18 protein-coding genes are annotated in these 21,930 nt (G+C 43.8%); 3 read left to right on the plus strand and 15 right to left on the minus strand.

From position 1 onward, the window contains the following. Positions 1–2 precede the first annotated feature (2 nt). The 8 genes from DW025_RS09345 to DW025_RS09380 all read right to left on the minus strand — a co-directional run bounded on the left by DW025_RS09345 (position 3) and on the right by DW025_RS09380 (position 11,850). Positions 3–1,673: a formate--tetrahydrofolate ligase gene (locus DW025_RS09345; RefSeq protein ID WP_119999654.1), complete on the minus strand. Its 1,671-nt coding sequence runs from the start codon at positions 1,671–1,673 to the stop codon at positions 3–5. A gap of 19 nt (positions 1,674–1,692) precedes the next feature. Further along, complete coding sequence (locus tag DW025_RS09350) at positions 1,693–4,590, minus strand: FtsK/SpoIIIE family DNA translocase (protein WP_119999656.1); 2,898 nt, start codon at positions 4,588–4,590, stop codon at positions 1,693–1,695. A gap of 21 nt (positions 4,591–4,611) precedes the next feature. Next, positions 4,612–5,493, minus strand: a complete 882-nt coding sequence (locus tag DW025_RS09355) for an undecaprenyl-diphosphate phosphatase (protein WP_117549004.1) — start codon at positions 5,491–5,493, stop codon at positions 4,612–4,614. Positions 5,494–5,552: 59 nt separating this feature from the next. Further along, positions 5,553–6,209 (minus strand): ClpP family protease, encoded by a 657-nt coding sequence (locus tag DW025_RS09360; protein WP_022216527.1) that lies wholly within the window; start codon positions 6,207–6,209, stop codon positions 5,553–5,555. A gap of 112 nt (positions 6,210–6,321) precedes the next feature. Continuing rightward, positions 6,322–8,724 (minus strand): GH36-type glycosyl hydrolase domain-containing protein, encoded by a 2,403-nt coding sequence (locus DW025_RS09365; protein WP_117874240.1) that lies wholly within the window; start codon positions 8,722–8,724, stop codon positions 6,322–6,324. A 158-nt stretch (positions 8,725–8,882) separates the two neighbouring features. Beyond that, positions 8,883–10,979, minus strand: a complete 2,097-nt coding sequence (locus tag DW025_RS09370) for a polyribonucleotide nucleotidyltransferase (protein WP_022216529.1) — start codon at positions 10,977–10,979, stop codon at positions 8,883–8,885. A gap of 305 nt (positions 10,980–11,284) precedes the next feature. After that, positions 11,285–11,551 (minus strand): 30S ribosomal protein S15, encoded by a 267-nt coding sequence (gene rpsO / locus DW025_RS09375; protein ID WP_004851136.1) that lies wholly within the window; start codon positions 11,549–11,551, stop codon positions 11,285–11,287. Positions 11,552–11,679: 128 nt separating this feature from the next. Continuing rightward, positions 11,680–11,850 carry a chorismate--pyruvate lyase gene (locus DW025_RS09380; protein WP_117549008.1) on the minus strand — a complete coding sequence of 57 codons (171 nt, stop codon included), beginning with the start codon at positions 11,848–11,850 and terminating at the stop codon, positions 11,680–11,682. A gap of 286 nt (positions 11,851–12,136) precedes the next feature. Between DW025_RS09380 and aroC the strand changes: the two genes are divergently transcribed. Further along, positions 12,137–13,234, plus strand: coding sequence for a chorismate synthase (gene aroC / locus DW025_RS09385; RefSeq protein WP_022216531.1), 1,098 nt, complete (start codon positions 12,137–12,139; stop codon positions 13,232–13,234). A 195-nt stretch (positions 13,235–13,429) separates the two neighbouring features. Here the strand turns inward: aroC and DW025_RS09390 are convergent, their stop codons facing one another. The 6 genes from DW025_RS09390 to recA form a co-directional block, all read right to left on the minus strand. After that, positions 13,430–14,278, minus strand: coding sequence for a formate/nitrite transporter family protein (locus tag DW025_RS09390; protein ID WP_055222574.1), 849 nt, complete (start codon positions 14,276–14,278; stop codon positions 13,430–13,432). Positions 14,279–14,312: 34 nt separating this feature from the next. Further along, a complete protein-coding gene (gene xerD, locus DW025_RS09395) occupies positions 14,313–15,191 on the minus strand; it encodes a site-specific tyrosine recombinase XerD (protein WP_119999657.1) in 879 nt (292 codons plus the stop codon). A gap of 225 nt (positions 15,192–15,416) precedes the next feature. Beyond that, complete coding sequence (locus DW025_RS09400) at positions 15,417–15,971, minus strand: NUDIX hydrolase (RefSeq protein ID WP_117874241.1); 555 nt, start codon at positions 15,969–15,971, stop codon at positions 15,417–15,419. A gap of 157 nt (positions 15,972–16,128) precedes the next feature. Continuing rightward, the gene (gene rny, locus DW025_RS09405; RefSeq protein WP_022216535.1) at positions 16,129–17,682 is read right to left on the minus strand and encodes a ribonuclease Y; all 1,554 of its coding nucleotides are present in this window, start codon (positions 17,680–17,682) and stop codon (positions 16,129–16,131) included. Between the two features lie 74 nt (positions 17,683–17,756). Continuing rightward, complete coding sequence (locus DW025_RS09410; protein WP_119999704.1) at positions 17,757–18,377, minus strand: regulatory protein RecX; 621 nt, start codon at positions 18,375–18,377, stop codon at positions 17,757–17,759. Continuing rightward, the gene (gene recA / locus DW025_RS09415; protein ID WP_022216537.1) at positions 18,370–19,428 is read right to left on the minus strand and encodes a recombinase RecA; all 1,059 of its coding nucleotides are present in this window, start codon (positions 19,426–19,428) and stop codon (positions 18,370–18,372) included. Before recA ends, DW025_RS09410 begins: the two co-directional genes overlap by 8 nt. Before the next feature lie 290 nt (positions 19,429–19,718). On the opposite strand from recA, the gene DW025_RS09420 reads away from it, so the two are divergent. After that, positions 19,719–20,963, plus strand: coding sequence for a tRNA(Met) cytidine acetate ligase (locus DW025_RS09420; RefSeq protein WP_119999659.1), 1,245 nt, complete (start codon positions 19,719–19,721; stop codon positions 20,961–20,963). Positions 20,964–21,026: 63 nt separating this feature from the next. On the opposite strand, the gene DW025_RS09425 is transcribed toward DW025_RS09420, so the two are convergent. After that, complete coding sequence (locus DW025_RS09425) at positions 21,027–21,272, minus strand: hypothetical protein (RefSeq protein ID WP_133302885.1); 246 nt, start codon at positions 21,270–21,272, stop codon at positions 21,027–21,029. Positions 21,273–21,387: 115 nt separating this feature from the next. Here DW025_RS09425 and DW025_RS09430 point away from each other — a divergent pair, with 115 nt between their 5' ends. Further along, complete coding sequence (locus DW025_RS09430; protein ID WP_133302886.1) at positions 21,388–21,930, plus strand: hypothetical protein; 543 nt, start codon at positions 21,388–21,390, stop codon at positions 21,928–21,930.

Below are 21,930 nucleotides of genomic sequence, written 5' to 3' on the forward strand. Positions count from 1 at the left end.
TCCTAGAATAATCCGACGATCTTGCCGTCATCATCCACATAAATTCTCTCTGCAGCCGGAGCCTTTGGAAGTCCAGGCATGGTCATGATCGTTCCGGTAATCGCTACCACAAATCCCGCTCCTGCACTGACATAAACCTCACGGATATTTATATCGAATCCTGTAGGTCTTCCAAGCTTCTTTGGATCATCTGACAGAGAATACTGGTTCTTTGCCATACATACAGGGAAATTGCCGAAGCCCATCTCCTCGATCTTGGCGATGGCCTTGCTGGCCTCTGCACTGTATGTAACACCATCCGCGCCATATATCTCTGTAGCGATACAGTTGATCTTATCCTTTATTGAAAGGCTGTCATTGTAGAGCACCTTGAAGTTGCTCTTCTTGTTCTCCAGCGTGTTGAGCACTGCATTTGCAAGGTCTATACCGCCCTTGCCGCCCTGCTCCCATACATTTGCAAGAGCAAAATCACAGTCTCTGTCCTCGCAGAACTTCTTGACAAAGTCAAGCTCTGCCTGGCTGTCTGTGACAAATCTGTTCAGTGTAACAACAACAGGAACGCCATACTTCTGAAGATTCTCAATATGCTTTTCAAGGTTTACTATACCAGCCTTAAGCGCGTCGAGATTCTCCTCGCCGAGATCTGCCTTTGCAACTCCGCCATTGTACTTGAGTGCTCTTACTGTAGCAACCAGAACCACCGCATCCGGCTTAAGGTTGTTCATTCGGCACTTGATATCGAAGAACTTCTCAGCTCCGAGATCTGCGCCAAATCCTGCCTCTGTTATTACATAATCTGCAAGCTTTAATGCTGTCTTTGTAGCCATTACACTGTTACATCCATGTGCTATATTTGCAAATGGTCCGCCGTGTACGATTGCCGGTGTATGCTCAAGTGTCTGGATAAGGTTTGGCTTGATGGCATCCTTTAAGAGCGCTGCCATAGCTCCTACAGCCTTGAGATCAGCCGCTGTCACAGGCTCATTGTCCATGTTGTATGCAACGATTATTCTGCCAAGTCTCTCCTGAAGATCCTTCATGTCACTTGCAAGACAGAGAATAGCCATGATCTCCGATGCAACTGTGATGACAAATCCGTCCTCTCTAGGCACTCCGTCGACACGCTTTCCAAGTCCGACAACTGTGTGTCTGAGAACTCTGTCGTTCATATCCATACATCTCTTGAACACTATTCTGTTCACATCTATTCTCAGTGCATTTCCCTGCTGGATATGGTTATCCATCATGGCTGCAAGGAGATTGTTTGCAGATGTTATAGCATGAAAATCTCCTGTAAAGTGGAGGTTGAGATCCTCCATAGGTACTACCTGTGCATATCCGCCGCCGGCTGCACCACCCTTGATTCCAAAACATGGTCCAAGTGATGGCTCACGAAGTGCGATAACCGCCTTCTTTCCAAGCTGTCCCATAGCCTCACCAAGTCCTACAGTGATTGTCGTCTTTCCCTCTCCTGCAGGTGTTGGATTGATGGCTGTAACGAGGATAAGCTTTCCGTTCTCGTTGCCCTCAACCTTCTTTATAAGCTCATCTGAGAGCTTTGCCTTATACTTTCCATAGAGATCGAGGTCATCCTCTGATATTCCGAGCTTTGCAGCAACCTCCCTTATGTGCTTCATCTCAGCCTTCTGTGCAATTTCAATGTCTGTCATCATAGCTCTTATCCTCCGCTTTTTATAAATTAGTGTCTATATATTCATCAAACTGTTCCTGAGTCATCAGGATCTTTCTGGCCTTTGTGCCCTCCTCCGGGCCAACTACTCCCGCGGCCATCAACTGATCCATGATCCTTGCGGCTCTGTTAAAGCCTATCTTGAACGTTCTCTGAAGCATACCTATAGAAGCTTTTTCTTTCTCTATAATGAATCTTCCCGCTTCCACGAAATATTCATCCTTATCACTGGCTGAAGCCCCACCTATCGCTGTGGCGCCTGATCCACCATTTCCGGATATTGATTTGGATATCTCATCATCATATGTTCCCACGCCATTGTTCTTCTTGAGGAAATCAACAACCGCTGTAACCTCATCATCCGACACAAATGCGCCCTGTACTCTGACCGGCTTAGGATAGCCTGTCGGATAGAACAGCATATCTCCCTTTCCAAGAAGTTTCTCTGCTCCTACCATATCAAGTATGGTTCTGGAATCAACTCCCGACGAAACTGCAAATGCTATTCTCGATGGAACATTTGCTTTTATGAGACCTGTTATGACATCAACCGACGGTCTCTGTGTTGCTATGACAAGATGTATACCCGCTGCTCTGGCAAGCTGTGAAAGTCTGACTATTGCATCCTCGACTTCGCCGTGGGCAACCATCATAAGATCTGCAAGCTCATCCACTATGACCACTATCTGTGGCATCTTGGTCAGCTTTTCTCCATCAGCTCCCGCTATAACGGCATTTTCAACCTTGTCATTATATCCCTGTATATTACGTACACTGTGCTCAGCAAAAAGCTGGTATCTTCTTGTCATCTCCATGACAGCCCAGTTGAGTGCCCCTGCCGCCTTCTTTGGATCTGTTACGACCGGTATCAGGAGGTGTGGTATGCCATTGTAGCATGCAAGCTCAACCATCTTAGGATCTATCATTATGAGCTTTACCTCCTCTGGTGTGGCTTTGTACAGTATACTCATTATAAGTGTATTGATACACACTGATTTACCCGAACCTGTGGCTCCGGCGATCAGAAGATGCGGCATCTTGGCAATATCCGTTGCGATGACCTGTCCACTTATATCCTTACCAACCGCAAATGCCACTTTGGACTTGAGGTTCTTGAAATTATCTGATTCTATAAGCTCCCGGAACGCCACAATTGAGTTCTCCTTGTTAGGGACCTCTATTCCTATGGCTGCCTTGCCAGGTATCGGTGCCTCTATACGTATATCCGCAGCCGCAAGGTTGAGCTTTATGTCGTCCGCAAGGTTCAGTATCTTGCTGACCTTGACACCCTGCTCCGGCTGCATCTCAAATCTCGTTACAGCAGGACCGCAGCTATAGTTTGTTATGGTTACATTAACGCCAAATGTCTCGAGGGTATTCTTAAGCTTGATGGCTGTCTCCCTGACATGGGCATCCCTGTTGGAATTGTTCGCCTTTTTAGGCTGGGACAGCAGATCTGCCGTTGGGAATTTATACTTTCTTCCCTCCTGATACTGCTTTGAGCTCTCAGTCTGTACCGCCGGCTTCTTTTTGCTTTGAGCCGCGGTATCCGTCTTCTCCTCCTCCGCAAATGCAGAGTCGTAGAGCGGATTGTAATCTGACACACTCTCTGGATGCATATTGCCATTTACCGCTCCCGCAAGGACATCCTCCGCATCATCAGTAAATGAAAGTATCTCTGCATCCTCCATATCAGTGTCCACAGCAGCCAGCTTTGGTTCTTCAGGAGTTACGACCATCGGCTTTCTTCTCTTCACAGGTGCAGGCTTCCGCACCGGTTTATGCACAGGATCCTCTCTGTCTATCTGAACTGGATTGACGATCTCCTCTCTGTCGGTCATGACGATCTTCTCTATATCATTGTTAAATTCATCATAGGACATATCCACAGCGCCATCTCCAGGAGTGAGCTCGTGGACATCCTCCATGGCAAAGAAATCCCTGGCAGGCTCCCTCTCTACATTCTTCTGTGTCTTAGTCTTCCTTGGCTTGACCTGCGTTGCAGCAGTCCTGTCGGAAGCTCTGTCATCCTTGGACTTATCGTTGCTGTACACATTGAGATTTGCCATCGATGGTCTCACTCTGCGAACCGGAGTATCATTTACATCATGTGAGTAATAGCCATCGTCATATCTGTCACTTTGATACTCCTCATCTTCATACTGTTCGTCATCATCGCTTTCTCTGCGCTCACGGATAGATGCTATGAAAAGTTTGATCTCGTCTATAACTGATATCTCCGTTATGAGAATGAACATGATAACCGCAGCTATAAATATTACTATGCACGCACCCGGAACTCCAAGCAGTGTCCTTATCGCAAAGAATATTCCTCCGCATATAACTCCTCCGCCCGATCTGTCCTTATACCCATCCATGTACAGAACCTTGACCGACTCAAAGGTCGATGAATATATAGCCTGAAATACCATGGACAACAGGATGAGCACAACGCCAAAATATACAACCTTTTTGACGATCTTCCCCCTGAAATCATTTGATATAAGATAGGCAGCCGACACAAACAGATATACCGGGAATATGTACTCGCTGAAACCGATTATTCCAAAGAAAAATCCCGATACTGTATCTCCCACTATTCCGCAGATCCTGAAGTTTGCAAGTAGCAGAAATACCGAAAATGCAAAGAGAACTATGAGTATGATCTCACTTCTCATCTGCTTCTGCCTAGCCAGTTCCTCTTCCCGGGCTTTGCGTTCTATGGCAGCCTTTGATCTGGCAGATGTTTTTTTCGATGCAGTATTCTTCTTCGCAGATGTCCTGTTATTTGATCCGCCTTTTGAAGAGTTCTTTGCCACAGTCTTTTTAGACGCAGCGTTTTTGGACGTGCCATTCCTTGATGTATTGTTCTTGTATGACTTTTTATTACCAGCAGCCATTTTCTACCTCTATTCTAAATCTTAAGCAACAAAATACCATATTACAGACACGATTCCCGCGATCATACAATATATGGAAAATCCCTTAAAATTCTTTTTCTTGACCGTATAAAGCATAAATTTTATACATATGTATCCGACAATGCCGGCAACGATCATACCAACTATGTAATTAACGACATCCGCCCCTGAGATTGATGCCTTAAACAGATCAGGTATCTCCAGTATGACAGCGCCAAGAACAGCCGGTATGGACATTATAAACGAATACTTTACTGTAAATTTTCTTGTGTAGCCGCACGCCATACCTGCAGTTATCGTACTTCCGGATCTGGATATTCCGGGAAGCGTGGCAACAGCCTGTGCCAGTCCAACAAATATGGCATTTCTGTATGTAGCCTTTGCCACACTTTTCTTACCAGCCGGCAGTCTGTCCGCAAAATACAGGATAACAGATGTTATACACAGACAGATACCCGGTATCAAAAGTGTATCTCCCGCATGTCCTATAGCTTTGTCAAATGGGACTGCGATCACCGTCGTCGTAAGAGTTGACACGAGTATGAGCATAACAAACTTTCTGTATGCCGTACACACAATCTTCCTATACGGATATATCTGTCCCTCCTTCGAGGTCTTGTTCTTTATGAAATTTACCAGATTGACACAGCAGTCTCCAACTATCTTGAGTCCCTCTATAACAAGCTTCTTTATATCTGCCCAGTAGACTATAAATATGGCAACCAGCGTGCCAAAATGGAGCAGTATGTCAAATAATATACCCGTATCGGTCTTCACGCCAAAAATATTCTTGAAAATAGCCAGATGTCCCGAACTGCTGACTGGAAGAAATTCTGTAGCTCCCTGTATTATTCCCATCAAAATTGCCTGTAATAAGCTCATGACCGACCTCCCTTGATCGATGTTTATACAATATCCTATGGAATTTTACTATCATTTTCTTAATTAATCAAGTCATACAGCGTTTTTAAAGCCGCCGACATACCACCGATCCTGTCTATAACCCTTTTTTCGACAGCCTGTTTTCCTATCAGGACCGAGCCCACATCCTTGGTCAGCTCTGTCGTGTTAAACATAAGTTTCTCCAGTTCTTTTCTGTCTATAGATGAGTGATCCACTGTGAACTGTATGATCCTCTCCTGCATCTTCTCTATATATTCAAAGTTCTGCTTAACTCCAAGCACCGCCGTATTTGTCCTTATTGGATGAACTATCATCGTTGCGGTCGGCACTATAAAAGACACATTTCCCGACACCGCCAGAGGAACTCCTATGGAATGTCCGCCGCCAAGCACGATATTGACGACCGGCTTTGACAGGCTGGACAACATCTCAGATATGGCAAGTCCGGACTCAACATCGCCTCCGACCGTATTTATCAGAGTCAGGACTCCCTTTACATCTCCGCAGTTTTCTGCCTGGGCTATCACCGGAAGCAGCTTCTCGTAGCTTGTACTCTTCATACCGGCAGGAAGCTTGTCATGCCCCTCAATCTCTCCATATATTCCACATAACAGGATATAACCTCCACCTGGAACATCCATAACATGTATGTTGTCAGTGAGTTTTAACCTCTCAGCGATCGATACCGATTCCACTTCGCCTGCACCACCTTCCAACCCCGATCCACTCATTCCGCATCAGGGCAAAAATTAAGAAGGGCTGAGCCCTTCTTAACTTAATATGGTATAAATAATGTATTTATATTCATTACATTACAAGCACGATATCGTTTGTATCAGCAAGCTTGTCAGCAGGGATATAATTGGTCTCAAGTTTCTCACCATTTAATGTGAGGCTCTGGAAACCGCTCTCATGTCCATCAGGATTCTGAACCTTGATTGAGAGCTTCTTACCCCTGAACATCTTCTCGATCTCGAACTCCTTCCAGTCTGATGGGACTGAAGGCGCGATCTTGATTCCGCCAAAGTCTGGTCTCATACCCATGATACCCTCAACGCAGCCAACCATACATGTGGATGCTGTACCTGTGAGCCAATGTACATGAGCGCGACCCTCAAATGGACTTCCAACAGACTCTGTGAACTGTCCATGGCAGTATGGCTCAAGCTTTCTGATCTCTGCCTTATCATTCATGGATGCAGGAGAGCTCTCGTTGAAATACTCAAACGCTCTGTTTCCATGTCCCATGAGCGCCTCGGCAAGTATTATCCAGCCCTGTGGCTGTGAGAATATACCCGCATTCTCCTTTGTTCCTGCATTGAACAGAAGCATGAGCGCTCCGTCAAATGCATGCTCTCTGTATGGTGGGAACATAAGTCTCACACCGTACTCTGTGTTAAGCTCCCTGTGAACAGACTCAAGGGCGATCTCAGACTGCTTTCTTGTGGCAAGTCCGCTTATAACTGCCCATGACTGAGGATTCAGCCACATGCTTGCCTCAGGATCATTCTTTGAACCGATGACCTGTCCGCCTTCCTTGTATCCACGGATGAATCTGTCATCCTCCCAGCACTTCTCCTGAATGGTCTCACCCATCTTGTACTGAATGCTGTTGATGTAATCTATGTACTCTGCATCATCCTTCATCTCAGCAAAATACTTGATAACTGTCATCGCATAGTAGAGCTGCATTGCAACAAATGTTGACTCGCCTCTCTTTCCAAGTCTCAGACAGTCATTCCAGTCTGCCCAGAGTCCTGCCGGCATACCATTATCTCCAAGTCTATTCATGGAGAAATCTATCGCTCTCTTAAGATGCTCATAAACTGTACCCTCATCCTTGTTGGCAAATGGAATAACCTCGTCTATGAAGTCAAGGTTGCCTGACTCAGCAATATACTTATATACAGTTGGGAACAGCCAAAGTGCGTCGTCTGCACGGTATGCAGGATGTCCTGTCTCCTGTACATATGATGGATCATCCGGTGTATCCTCATGACCTGCGTTATGTGTGAACTTTACAAGTGGGAGTCCACCGCCGTTGTCAACCTGTGCTGACAGCATGAATCTGATCTTCTCAAGAGCCATCTCAGGTGCAAGGTGGATAACGCCCTGGATATCCTGAACTGTATCTCTGTATCCATATCCGTTTCTCAGACCACAGTATGAGAACGATGCAGCTCTTGACCATATGAATGTCATGAAACACTGGTATGCATTCCATGTATTTACCATGTTGTTGAATGAATCACTAGGTGTGTGCACCTGGAAGTTGTTGAGCTTTGAATGCCAATACTCGATCAGCTCGTCAAGCTCCTTCTGACATGCTGCGGCAGGATCTGCGTATCCGGCTATGACAGCATTTGCAGCGTCATTGTCCTTCATTCCGACTATGAATGCAAAATCCTTTGACTCGCCCGGAGCAAGTGTGAACTTTGTCTGGAGTCCACCGCAGGCATTGCTGTTGTAGTTGAGCTTGTTGCCAAGATCTCCATTTATAACTCCGATCGGATTGCCGTAGCCGTGATATCTTCCAAGGAACTCCTCCTTGTCACCACAGTATGATGCAACATCACTTCCGGCAAGTGCAAAGAATCTTCTGTTTGCCTTACTTCCATTGATCTCAGCCTTCTCAACATTCTCATTGATGACCTGAAGGATCTTGTTGTTATCCATGAAATATGTTCTGGTTATGAACAGTGTATATTGGAGATTTACCTGATCCTGCTCATAATTGCAGTCATTGGTAAACTCACAGTATCCGATAGCTGAAAGGTTACGAGGCTTATCAGAGTTGTTGGTAACTCTCACCTTCCACACTTCATGTGTCTTGTTAAGTGGAACATAATACAGCACCTCTGACTTGATATCAGAATAATCTGCATACATCTTTGTATATGCCGTTCCATGGTGACATTCACTCTTATACACATCAAGACTCTTGCCTACCGGCTGCCATGATGCTGACCAGTAATCCTTTGTGTCATCATCGCGAAGATATACATATCTTCCAGGCTGATCAAAGCTGTTAAATATGTATCTCAGTATTCTTCCGTTTGCTCCTGACTTCTCAAAGCTGTAGCCTCCTGCGTTGTTGGAGATTATAGCTCCGTATTCCGGTGAACCAAGGTAGTTTGCCCAAGGTGCCGGGGTGTCTGGTCTGTCAATTACATACTCTTTGTTCTGTTCGTCAAAATAACCGTATCTCATATGTTCCCCCTTAAATCTGCATTTATTTTTTAGTTTGTTTATGTATGCCTTTATTTACTACAATGCCCCGGAACCGGCCATATGACAGACCGGCTTCGAGACATCAAATTTACCCTTATAAAAAATATCCTTATTATAGTTTAGCTCAGAACTGTTATTTACTGTACATCCTTGAGACTCAGGCTTATTCTTCCTGCTCTCTCGTCGATCTTGATGACCTTAACGTCAACCTCATCACCTACATTTACAACATCCTCAACCTTTGCAACTCTCTTGTCTGAAAGCTTTGAGATGTGGATGAGTCCATCCTTGTTAGGTGCAAGCGATACGATAGCTCCACAGTCGATAACTTTTACAACCTTACCATGGTAGTTCTTGCCAACCTCAAGAGGCTCTACGATCATGTTGATCATCTCGATAGCCTTGTCCATACCTGCCTGCTCTACGCCACAGATAGAGATTCTTCCCTCATCATCGATATCAATCTTAACACCTGTCTCCTCTATGATAGTGTTGATAGTCTTACCTCTCTGTCCGATAACCTCACCGATCTTCTCTGGATCTATCTTGATCTGCTTGATCTTTGGTGCGAACTCATTGACCGTTGGTCTTGGAGCTGCGATGGCCGGCTTCATACATGTCTCCATGATGAAGAGTCTTGCCTCACGTGTTCTTGCGATAGCCTCCTCAACGATAGGTCTTGTAAGTCCGTGAATCTTGATATCCATCTGGATAGCTGTGATACCCTCTGTTGTACCTGTTACCTTGAAGTCCATATCTCCGAAGAAGTCCTCAAGTCCCTGGATATCTGTGAGTACGATGTAATCGTCGTCTGTATCACCTGTTACAAGTCCGCATGAGATTCCGGCAACCATAGCCTTGATAGGAACACCGGCAGCCATGAGTGACATACATGATGAACATGTTGATGCCATTGATGTTGAACCATTTGACTCAAATGTCTCTGATACGGTTCTGATCGCATATGGGAACTCTTCCTCACTTGGAAGTACAGGAAGAAGTGCTCTCTCAGCAAGTGCACCGTGTCCAATCTCTCTACGTCCAGGTCCTCTTGAAACCTTTGTCTCTCCTACTGAGTATGAAGGGAAGTTGTAGTGGTGCATATATCTCTTGGATGTAACGTTCTCGTCAAGTCCGTCAACTCTCTGGATCTCAGAAAGTGGAGCAAGTGTACATACGTTACAGATCTGTGTCTGTCCTCTTGTAAACATAGCTGAGCCGTGGACTCTAGGAATGATGTCAACCTCAGCAGCAAGTGGTCTGATCTGGTTGATAGCTCGTCCATCAGGTCTCTTGTGATCCTTGAGGATCATCTTTCTTACTGTCTTCTTCTGATACTGGTATATAGCGTCTGGAAGGACTGCAAGCCACTCCTCGTTGTCTGCAAATGCCTCCTCAAGCTTCTCTGTGATCTGTCTGATGTTCTCCTCACGAACCTGCTTCTCGTCTGAGAATACAGCCTCCTCCATAGCCTCTGGAGGAACGATCTCCTTGATCGCTGCAAAGAGCTCCTCTGGAACTGCACAGCTTACATATGAATGCTTTGGCTTTCCAACCTCAGCTACTATCTCATTGATAAATGCGATGATGTCCTGGTTGATATCATGAGCCATGTAGATAGCTTCGATCATCTTAGCCTCAGGTACAATATTTGCACCGGCCTCGATCATGATAACCTTCTGTGATGTAGATGCAACTGTGAGCTTCAGATCACCCTCATCCCACTGCTTCTGTGTTGGGTTGATGATGAACTCTCCGTCGATGAGACCTACCTGTGTCATGGCACATGGTCCGTCAAATGGAACGTCTGATATACATGTTGCGATAGATGATCCGAGCATTGCAACCAGCTCCGGTCTGCACTCTGGATCTACTGACATAACAAGGTTGTTGAGTGTTACGTCATTTCTATAATCCTTAGGGAAAAGAGGTCTCATAGGTCTGTCGATTACTCGTGATGTGAGGACAGCGTTCTCTGATGCCTTACCCTCTCTCTTATTGAATCCTCCAGGTATCTTTCCTACTGAATATAACTTCTCCTCATACTCTACTGAAAGTGGGAAGAAATCGATTCCGTCTCTTGGCTTCTCTGAAGCTGTACATGTTGAAAGCACTGTTGTGTCACCGTACTTGATAAATGCAGCACCATTTGCCTGTGCAGCTACTCTGTTGATATCAACAGTGAGCATTCTGCCAGCGATCTCTTTCTGGTATCTCTTGAATTCCTTACTCATCTCAAAATCTCCTTGATTTAATATTTATTTGTATTGTGGAAGACGTCGAAACAACTATAAAAAACACCATGTCTTATAACCTTTTTGCCATCTTTCAGCGATGAGCCATGATATTCTTTATAGAAGTCTCGATATGTCATTCCACAATCTTTTAAATTTTATCATACGAATATAAAAAATACAATATCCAAACACCTCTGTTTACACTATTTGATACCATAAAAATGTGTCCGGGCAAATAAAAAGGAATCATGCGTGTACACATGATTCCCATAATTGTTATTGTATTAAGGCTCGAATAGAAATTACTTTCTAAGTCCAAGGCTCTCGATGAGCTTTCTGTATGCCTCGATATCCTTGCTCTTGAGGTATGCAAGAAGGTTTCTTCTCTGACCAACCATCTTAAGAAGACCACGGTTTGAGTGATGATCCTTTGGATTAGCCTTGAAATGTCCGTTGAGATCGTTGATTCTTGCTGTAAGAAGTGCGATCTGAACCTCTGTTGAACCTGTGTCGTTTGCATCCTTGCCGTACTTAGCTACGATTTCCTGCTTCTGCTCTTTTGTTATCATAATAACAATCCTCCTATAAAATAATATACATGACTGACACCGGGCAAAAGGCATAGAGGTGTCCTCAAACTAAGTGTCAGTTGACCTTGTGTAGGATAACATATGTGTCTGGTTTTGTAAAGAGGAAATTAATCCGCAATTTCATACTGCAAAAATGCATAGTGCAGCCTTGTTCCTTCCGCTATACTTTCCGGAAGCAGCGCCCTTGCAACGAGCTTTGTCTCACCGCCAAGATCATTCTCATCAGCAAGATTTGCGTAATCTCCGTCTATCGATTTTACTATATAATATTTCTCCATTTTCTTGACCACCTTATGTCCGGCTGTGCTTTCAGCCGTGTTCTTTCATTCATTTTATAGATATTTTAATATATAACATATTTCATTACAACCCCGACCGGTAATATTCCCGGTTTGACATTCACCTTATACGCTTTCACACTTTACAGCATCCCAACTTATTTCTTGTTATCACAAACTTATCTATGCTATAATAGTGCGCGCGGACATTTGCGCTGCAGGATTCTGCAGTTCATTTGCCGAATAGAGAGCGGCAGGTTTCGCCGCATTTGAAAGGAGATATATTATGGCAGGTTCCACCATAGGAAATAAATTTACCATCACCACATGGGGAGAATCCCACGGAAAGGCTCTGGGAGTTGTCGTTGACGGCTGCCCTGCCGGTCTTCCACTGTGTGAGGAAGATATACAGGTATTTCTGGATCGCAGAAAACCCGGATTTTCACAGTTCTCAACACCTAGAAAGGAATCCGATACCATAGAGATACTGTCAGGAATTTTCGAGGGAAAGACAACCGGAACTCCTATATCCATGATGGTGAGAAATACATCCCAGCGCTCCGGGGATTACGGAGATATCGCCACATATTACAGACCAGGCCACGCAGATTATACATTTGATGAAAAATATGGCTTCAGGGATTACAGAGGCGGCGGCCGTTCATCGGGACGAGAGACCATCGGCAGAGTTGCAGCCGGTGCGATCGCCTCAAAGATACTGAAGGAACTCGGTATCACCATAACTACCTACGTATCTTCCATCGGTGATGTACATATAGACAGGAACAATTTTGACGCTGACTATATACTTAAGAACGACCTCAACATGCCGGACCCGGATGCCTACGAGAAGGCATCAATCCTTCTTCAAGACTGCATGGCGGAGAACGATTCCATAGGCTCTGGTGTTGAATGTATCGTGCATGGAATGCCGGCAGGTATCGGTGAACCGGTATTTGACAAACTGGATGCATGCCTCGCAAAGGCAGTTATGTCCATCGGAGCTGTGAAAGCTGTCGAGATTGGCGACGGCACCGAGGTATCCACTGCAAGAGGCTCATATAACAATGATGCATTTGTCATGAACGGTTATAACGTAGACAAGGAGACCAATCACGCCGGAGGTATTCTCGGCGGAATGAGCGATGGTTCAGACATAATCATCAAGGCGCATTTCAAGCCGACCCCATCCATCGCATCCACACAGAAAACCGTTAACAAGTCCAGGGATAACATAGAGGTCTCGATCAGAGGCCGCCACGATCCTATCATTGGGCCTAGAGCTGTTGTGGTCGTCGAGGCCATGACCGCCCTGACGATCCTTGATCTTATATTTGAGAATATGTCATCCAGAATGGACAAGATAATTGACTTTTATAAGTAATTGTCAAACAAACTGAAAATTGCGACAAACAATAATGCGATAAAATGTAAGTAATAAAAAACAGATGTGATATGATCCAGGGTGATTCCTCAAATCATGCCACATCTGTTTTTTATTTATCTATCTTATTTTTCAATCCATCATTTATTCAGTCCATCATTCTGACCTTGTTGCCTATAAGTCTGGCGCCAAATTCTACTCTTCCACCTTTTTAGGCTTGTTGATGATGTAAAGTCCAATTCCCACTATCAGACCACCGCCGATGATATTACCAAGCGTTACAGGGAGGAGATTTTTACTGAAGAAATGTCCCACTGTGAGCTGGTCACTTATCTGCTGTGCGGTATATCCATAGAGCTCGCATGCCTTGTCCACGTACTTGCTGTTTGATGCAGCCATCAGACCTGCAGGTATATAGTACATATTTGCAACGCAGTGCTCAAAACCTGACACGACGAATACCATTATCGGGAAGAAGCATGCAAACAGCTTTCCAATTATATCCTTAGCCGAAGATGACATGAGAACCGCGATACACACGAGAACATTACACATTATTCCCGACATGAACGCATTGCAAAAATCAAGGCCTGTCTTACCCATAGCCACCTTGATGGTATAAGCGCCAAGGCCGCCTGCTGAATTATCAAACTGACCGCTTCCATATATAAGAGCTGCAGTCACAACTGATCCAAGCATATTGCTGAGATATACAATAACCCAATTCTTGAGCATCTGCACAAGCTTTATCCTACCATCAATAACCGCTGTTATCATCATACAGTTTCCGGTAAACAGCTCTGCACCGATAATCGATAACATCATGAGTCCTACAGGGAATATACATCCTGCAAGAGTCTTCGCAAGTCCGAAATTGTCCACCGTATGCACCGCAAGGTTTGATCCCTCAGCTCCTATCGCAATGAACATTCCTGCAAAGAATCCCATCATAATCATCTTGTACAGCTTGAGATTTGCCTTTCCAACAGCACCCTTGAGATTATTCTCAATGATCTGTGCCGGAACGTAGTAATTGTTTTCCATGATTTAATTGTCTCCTTAGTTTATAAGTTATTTGTTAGGCCCTCGGATATGCCTTTGCATATTCTTCCTTGAGCTTACTCTGCTTATTTGTAAGATATATCTGGGTTGTCGCAATATCCACATGTCCAAGCATCTCTTGAACAGACTTTATATCCGCTCCATTCCCCAACATATGCGAGGCAAATGAATGCCTTATCATATGAGGTGTTATATCCTTATCTATGCCGGCCTTAGCCGCATAATACTTTATTATCTTCCAGAATCCCTGTCTCGTCATAGGTGCACCCTTGCAGTTGAAGAACAGATAATCACTGCCTCCACTCATATCATCGCGCACCTCAGTAATATATCTGCTGAGGGCTCTCTGAGCAACCTCCGCAACCGGAACAGTCCTCACCCTGTCGCCGTCGTGGCACTCAATGAACCCAAGCTTTATGTTGACATCCGTGAGTTTCAATGTCACAAGCTCTGTAACACGTATTCCTGTAGCATACAACAGCTCCAGCATCGCCTTATCCCTGATCTCCTTTGGAGTCTTGTTGGTAGGCTGGTCGAGAAGCTTGTTCACCTCACTTATGGTAAGCGTCTCAGGAACCTTCTTCACGATCTTCGGAGGCTTGATATTCTCCGTTGGATCCTCATTCACAATCCTCTCCCTCATGAGATAGGCATAGAATGACTTTATGGATGCAATGTTACGTGACACCGTAGCCATGGACATCCCCTGTTTCTCCATTTCCAACACATACGAAGTGATATAAGTTTCATTAATATCATCAATCCTCGTTATGCCCTTCTCGTTAAAATACCTGTAGAATTTTATCAGATCTCTCCGATATGATGCAACAGTATTCTCGCTGGATTTTTTTACATTTCTTAAATAATCAACATATCTGTCTATGTATTGTTCCACTAATTTATCCCCTTAGTTATGTAGACTGAATTATATTATAAATATAAATGTAAATAAAATCAAACACTATTTTAACAAGTAAAATCAAGGCTTCACGGCATTTTTAGCAAAAGTACAAAATGCGGTGCGCGATCAAATTATGTATACTAGATATTGACATAATTCTTTTCAAAAATATTTCACATTTTTTAATTCCGACAATGTTTCAGTTGAATTTTCTATGTTTCAAATTATGTGATTGCTTGTTTGGGAGCATTTCTTACCCCAATATGCGTAGATTGCAATTATTGTTTTGGAATCCACTATCCTGCCATCTCTTATCATATTGAGTGCATCATCAAGACCTATCTCCTCGGTCTCTATAAATTCATTCTCGTCCAATGCACATGTTCCTCCGGTAAGTCCCATGCCTATATACACGTAAGTCTGTTCATCACTTGTACCGATAGCCAGAACAGTCCTTGTCACATATTCCACGACCTTCGCAGTAAACCCAGTCTCTTCCCTGAGTTCTCTTCTGGCTGCATCTTCAGGAGCCTCTCCCTCATCGATAAAACCAGCCGGAACCTCGTAGGTTATATCATCAATAGAATTCCTGTACTGTTTTATCAATATGATCGATCCATCGTCTTTCACCGGAAGGATGCACGCTCCCGGATGATGCTTTATCAGATCATATACAACATTTCTGCCGTCAGGCAGTTCAAGATAGTCGTTATATACATCAAACACATGCGCCCTGTAAGCCACTTCAGTTTTTATTTTCTTAAATTTCTCCATTTATCGATCACCTATCTTCCCGTTTTCATAGTTCATCATGCATACAAATTACGAAACATATACACCTCAATTATCTTCAAGCACCGGCTTGATGTTATCTTCATTATATGACAAATCATAAAAAGGGTTTGTAGATCATCTCTACAAACCCTAATTTTTATTTTGCGTAATCTGTCACGCGTGACTCTCTTATAATATTTACCTTAATCTGTCCAGGATACTCAAGCTCGTCTTCGATCTGCTTTGCAATATCTCTAGCCAGCAATACCATATCAGAATCGCTTACATGCTCAGGAACTACCATTACACGAATTTCTCTACCTGCCTGAATAGCAAATGTCTTATCTACACCCTTATGAGAATTAGCAATATCCTCTAACTTCTTAAGTCTTGTAGTATAAGTCTCCAAGGTCTCTCTTCTTGCTCCCGGTCTTGCAGCAGAAATTGTATCTGCAGCCTGTACCAGAAGTGCTATCAATGACTCAGGCTCAACATCACCGTGATGTGATTCTACCGCATTGACAACAAGCGCTGACTCTTTGTACTTTCTACAAAGATCTGCACCGATCTGAACATGTGAACCCTCCATCTCATGATCAAGTGATTTACCTATATCATGGAGTAATCCAGCACGCTTTGCAACCTTGATATCGACACCTATCTCTCCGGCCAACAAACCACACAACTGAGCTACCTCAACAGAGTGCTTCAATGCGTTCTGTCCGTAGCTTGTTCTAAATTTCAACTTTCCAAGAAGTCTTACCAGCTCTGGATGGATTCCGTGAATTCCTACCTCAAGAGTAGCAGCTTCACCTTCCTCGCGCATCATGTTTTCAACTTCCTTCTGCGCTTTCTCAACCATCTCTTCGATTCTGGCTGGATGGATTCTACCATCCACGATGAGTTTCTCAAGTGCAATTCTTGCTACCTCACGTCTTACCGGATCAAAGCTTGATAAGATAACTGCCTCAGGAGTATCGTCTATGATAAGATCTACGCCTGTGAGAGTTTCAAGGGTACGAATATTTCTACCCTCTCTACCAATTATCCTACCCTTCATCTCGTCGTTAGGTAACTGAACTAATGAGATCGTTGTCTCTGAGATATGATCAACCGCACATCTCTGTATTGCATTGACAACATACTCCTTCGCCTTCTTGTTCGCTTCTTCTTTAGCTCTGGTTTCTAATTCCTTGACCATAACTGCTGTTTCATGCTTTACTTCATCTTCAACAGTCTTTAATAAGTATTCTTTTGCTTGTTCAGAGGTCAAGCCTGAAATTCTTTCAAGTTCCTGTAAACGTTTCGCCTGTAACTCTTCAACCTTAGCCTTCTGCTTGTCCAGCGCGCTTTCCTTGTTAGCTAAACTAGCTTCCTTCTTCTCAACTGCCTCAGTCTTCTTATCAAGATTCTCTTCACGTGCAAGAATTCTCTTCTCCATACGTGAAAGTTCTCCACGTCTGTCCTTTACTTCCTTTTCAAGGTCATTACGTGTCTTAAGGGAATCTTCCTTTGCCTCAAGCAGTATCTCGCGCTTCTTAGCCTCGGCGGTCTTCTGAGCTTCGTCAATAATCTCTCTTGCCTGTGACTCTGCTCTTCCTATCTTGGTCTCTACTATGTTCTTGCGATATGCAATAGCGATAAACCATGTAGCAACAAGCAGTGCAACTACAACAACAGCGATTATTCCCCATACTATTGGTGAATTCACAGGAGCACCTCCTTATTAAGTTTTCATTGTACAAGAATACAACTATTTAAGTTTAATATTTTTAAGATGTTATGTCAAGTAATATCAGAGACAATATTTCGTATACACTCAGAAACCTTATGCCTGTCAAAACCCTTGCTGTACATGTATGCATAGACTTTATCACGCTTTTCAGTCAGTTCTTCCACAGTGTATTTTTTTTGTAAAATGTGTGTTATCCTGTCGCTTTCGTCTGATATGTCTGAGTCTTCCACAGCCAGATCGATAATATCCTGGCCTATATGCTTTGCCTGCAATTCAAATCGTATGACACGAATGCCTTTTTTAGCGGAGTTTCTGCGTATATATCCACATGCATACCTGTAATCATCTATATATCCATACGACTTCAGTTTGTCGATGGTCTGATCCACGATCTCTTCGTCGTAATACAGATCCTTAAGCTTCTGCCTGATATCGTATTCACACTTGTCCGAAAATTTTATGGAGTTCACAGCCTTGTTCATGGCACGTTTGAACAGATAGTCCCGTCTGAATTCCTCAAGTTTACTCCATTCTATCTCACCGTCACAGGCAAGATGTAATCTTCGTATATCCGATGCATAGACCGATGAAAAAGGCTCATAGTCCACAAACAGACAAAACCTTTTATCATCGATCTTCCTGATATCAGTGACAGTTGCGATCCTACTCATCTGCTCCATCATCTACAGTGTTCTCGGCAGACTCTCCGGCAACACCAACCGCCTCTCTTACCTTCTGCTCTATCTCATCACAGATAGCTGTATTGTTCTCAAGATATGCCTTCGCATTTTCTCTTCCCTGACCTATCTTATTGCCGTTGTATGCGTACCATGCACCGGACTTATCCACTATGTCGTTCGCAACAGCAAGATCAAGAATATCTCCAACCTTAGATATACCCTTGCCGAACACGATATCGAACTCAGCCTCCTTGAATGGAGGAGCCACCTTGTTCTTAACTATCTTAACTCTTGTTCTGTTACCTACGATCTCACCGCCCTGTCTGAGCGTATCAATTCTTCTTACGTCAAGTCTTACGGAAGCATAGAACTTAAGTGCACGACCACCTGTTGTAACCTCAGGGTTACCGAACACAACTCCAACCTTCTCTCTAAGCTGATTGATAAATATGACAACACAGTTGGTCTTACTGACAACAGCAGTGAGCTTTCTGAGCGCCTGTGACATAAGTCTGGCATGAAGTCCCATATGCGAATCGCCCATCTCTCCGTCTATCTCTGCCTTTGGTACAAGTGCAGCAACAGAGTCCACGATAACGACATCAACCGCTCCCGATCTGACCATGGTCTCTGTGATCTCAAGCGCCTGCTCTCCGCAGTCAGGCTGTGATATGTAAAGATTGTCTATATCTACACCTATGTTCTTGGCATATGTCGGATCAAGTGCATGCTCGGCATCTATAAAGCCTGCGATTCCGCCTCTCTTCTGTATCTCAGCAACAATGTGAAGTGCTACCGTCGTCTTACCACTCGACTCAGGTCCGAACACCTCTATGATTCTTCCTCTAGGCACACCGCCAAGTCCAAGTGCTATATCAAGGCTGAGGGATCCTGTAGGGATCACATCTATATTCATATTCGCATTGGAATCGCCAAGCTTCATCACCGAACCCTTACCATACTGCTTCTCTATCTGTGCTATAGCGGCATCCAATGCCTTTCTCTTATCATCAATATTTACATTACCGGAATTATTCGCCATTGTATCTTCCTCCTAAACATATGTTCGATTATCTTTTAATATAGTATTAGATTATTGCCACTTTGTCAACCATAAATTGGCTGCCTTAACTTAATTAATCAATATCTGTCTGGTATGTGGGGATCATCGGCATCAGAACAATGCCGCATCTTGAATTTTTCACTTAACATCTTTATGCCCGTCATTATAACACACTTTACAGCCATTAATTATTAAGATAGAATAAACTTTACCGACAAAGGCATTATAAATCGTGACAGGTTATAAAACACGCATTTCAAGGAGGAGCCATGAGCACAGTAGGCATAGTTTGCGAATACAATCCATTTCACAAGGGACACGAATATCAGATACAGCAGGCGAAGCTTCTAACTGGTGCCGAACATGTCATATGCTTTATGAGCGGCAATTTTCTTCAGAGAGGCGTTCCTGCCATAGCAGATAAGCACACAAGAACCGAGATAGCTTTGAGATGCGGTGTAGACGCTGTGTTCGAGATTCCATTTGTATACGCATCATCAAGTGCCAGAGACTATGCACATGCCGCAGTCTGCATGATGAACGCTCTTGATGGCATAGACTATATCTCATTCGGCGCAGAATGTGATGACATTGATCTTCTGCAAAAAATTGCCGAACTCACCGTCAATGAACCGCCACAGGTATCGGAATCCATAAAAAAATCCGTATCTTCGGGCATCTCATATGGATCAGCCAGAGCAGCCGCCATCTCCGAGTATCTGCAGAACCAGAACCTTACCGGTTATACCAGCGCTGATCTTGACCGTATCCTGGCAAGCCCGAACAACATTCTGGCCATAGAGTATATTGCTACTCTTATACAGACAGACTCCAGGATCAAAACTGTCCCGATCAGAAGGATCTTATCAGAATACAACAGCACTGCCACCGACAACGACATCTGTTCGGCCTCAGCCATACGTGAGCTACTCCGGTCAAGTGATGTTGAAAGCTTAAGGCGCCACATTCCTGACAGTTGCTACAACATCCTGCAAAACGCGTACAGAAAGTCATTTCCGATGTTCGACGACGACCTGTCTCATCTCCTGTCAGCACGAAGGATACTTGCTCCGCGCACGGATGACATCGTTGATATGGATAGAGATCTCTGCAACCGTCTCTCCAGGCTTGACACAAATCTATCCTTTACTGAGACCGCAACAGCACTTAAATGCAGGAATTATACTCTCACGCACATTCAGAGAGGTCTGCTGCACACCATCACAGACCTGAGATGTGATGACTATTCCCATTTTAAAGAAAACGGCTGGATAGCCTACATCAAGCTTCTTGGACTAAAAAAAGATGCAGGTGCCGTGATAAAAAGCATGAAAAAGGCTTCGCAGGTACCGATCATAACCCGTTCAGCCGAGATATACAAAAATACAGATTCCACAGGTCTGTCCATGTTCTCATACGACATAAAAGCCGCAGACATATACAGAAACATGGTATACAACAAATACAAAATCAGTATAAAGACCGATTTTGAACAACCTGTCATAGTTATATGACATATTCTTATTTATCATATTTGCTCTATAAAATGAATACAATTGGCATATGAAGAACGTATGTTATATAATTCTAACAGCTTCAATTATAATATTTGCATGTTTAAATTCAGACATCATCAGATCCGGATGCACCCAGGGGTTACAGCTATGGTACTCATCCATTGTGCCTATTCTGCTCCCCTTTATGCTGCTGACCGGTGTTATAACCAGCTTTCTCAGATCGATACAGGTATCAAAATGCTGCGCATATGCGATCATCTTTATAATAGGCCTGCTATGCGGTTTTCCCACAGGCACGATCATCATAGCTTTCTTTTACCGAAAGAGGATCATCTCTGAAAACGTATGTCAGAGCCTACTCCCGATGTGCAACAATATAAGTCCGATGTTTCTTTACAATTACATATACAGGGATCATTTGATGGAATATATATCGTTTGCACGGCTGATCGAGGCTGTATATCTTCCACAGATCATTTATACTGTAATAGCGCTTACTCTGTCATGTATGTCATCCCACCGCTCCAGCACTTCCACGGAGCTGCTTACTGCCGCAACAGTCCAGGTATCATCAGACAACCAGAGCCCCAATTCAGGGAATCCAGAAAATACGTATTCTGACATAATAAGCAGCTCGGTACACAATATAACTGTGATCGGTGTGTACATGGTCATATTTGCCATTGCAGGAAATCTTATGTGCAGATACTTTTCAGGCGATGCATGCACCATCATATCCGCATATCTGGAGATAGGCAGCGGTGTTCCAATATTATACGGCATGGATATTTCCACAAAAATAAAGACAGCCCTCATTCTCTCACTCACTGCCTTTGGAGGGCTATCAGCCTTGTTCCAAAGCCGTGATATGATAAGAATATCCGGGCTGTCATTCATAAAATACACAACAGAGAAAACAGTATGTGCCTTCCTGTGTTTCATTTTCTATATGATGTTTCTGTAA

This window comes from Coprococcus sp. AF38-1, from assembly GCF_003603945.1.
GTDB classification, from domain to species: Bacteria; Bacillota; Clostridia; order Lachnospirales; family Lachnospiraceae; genus Coprococcus; species Coprococcus aceti.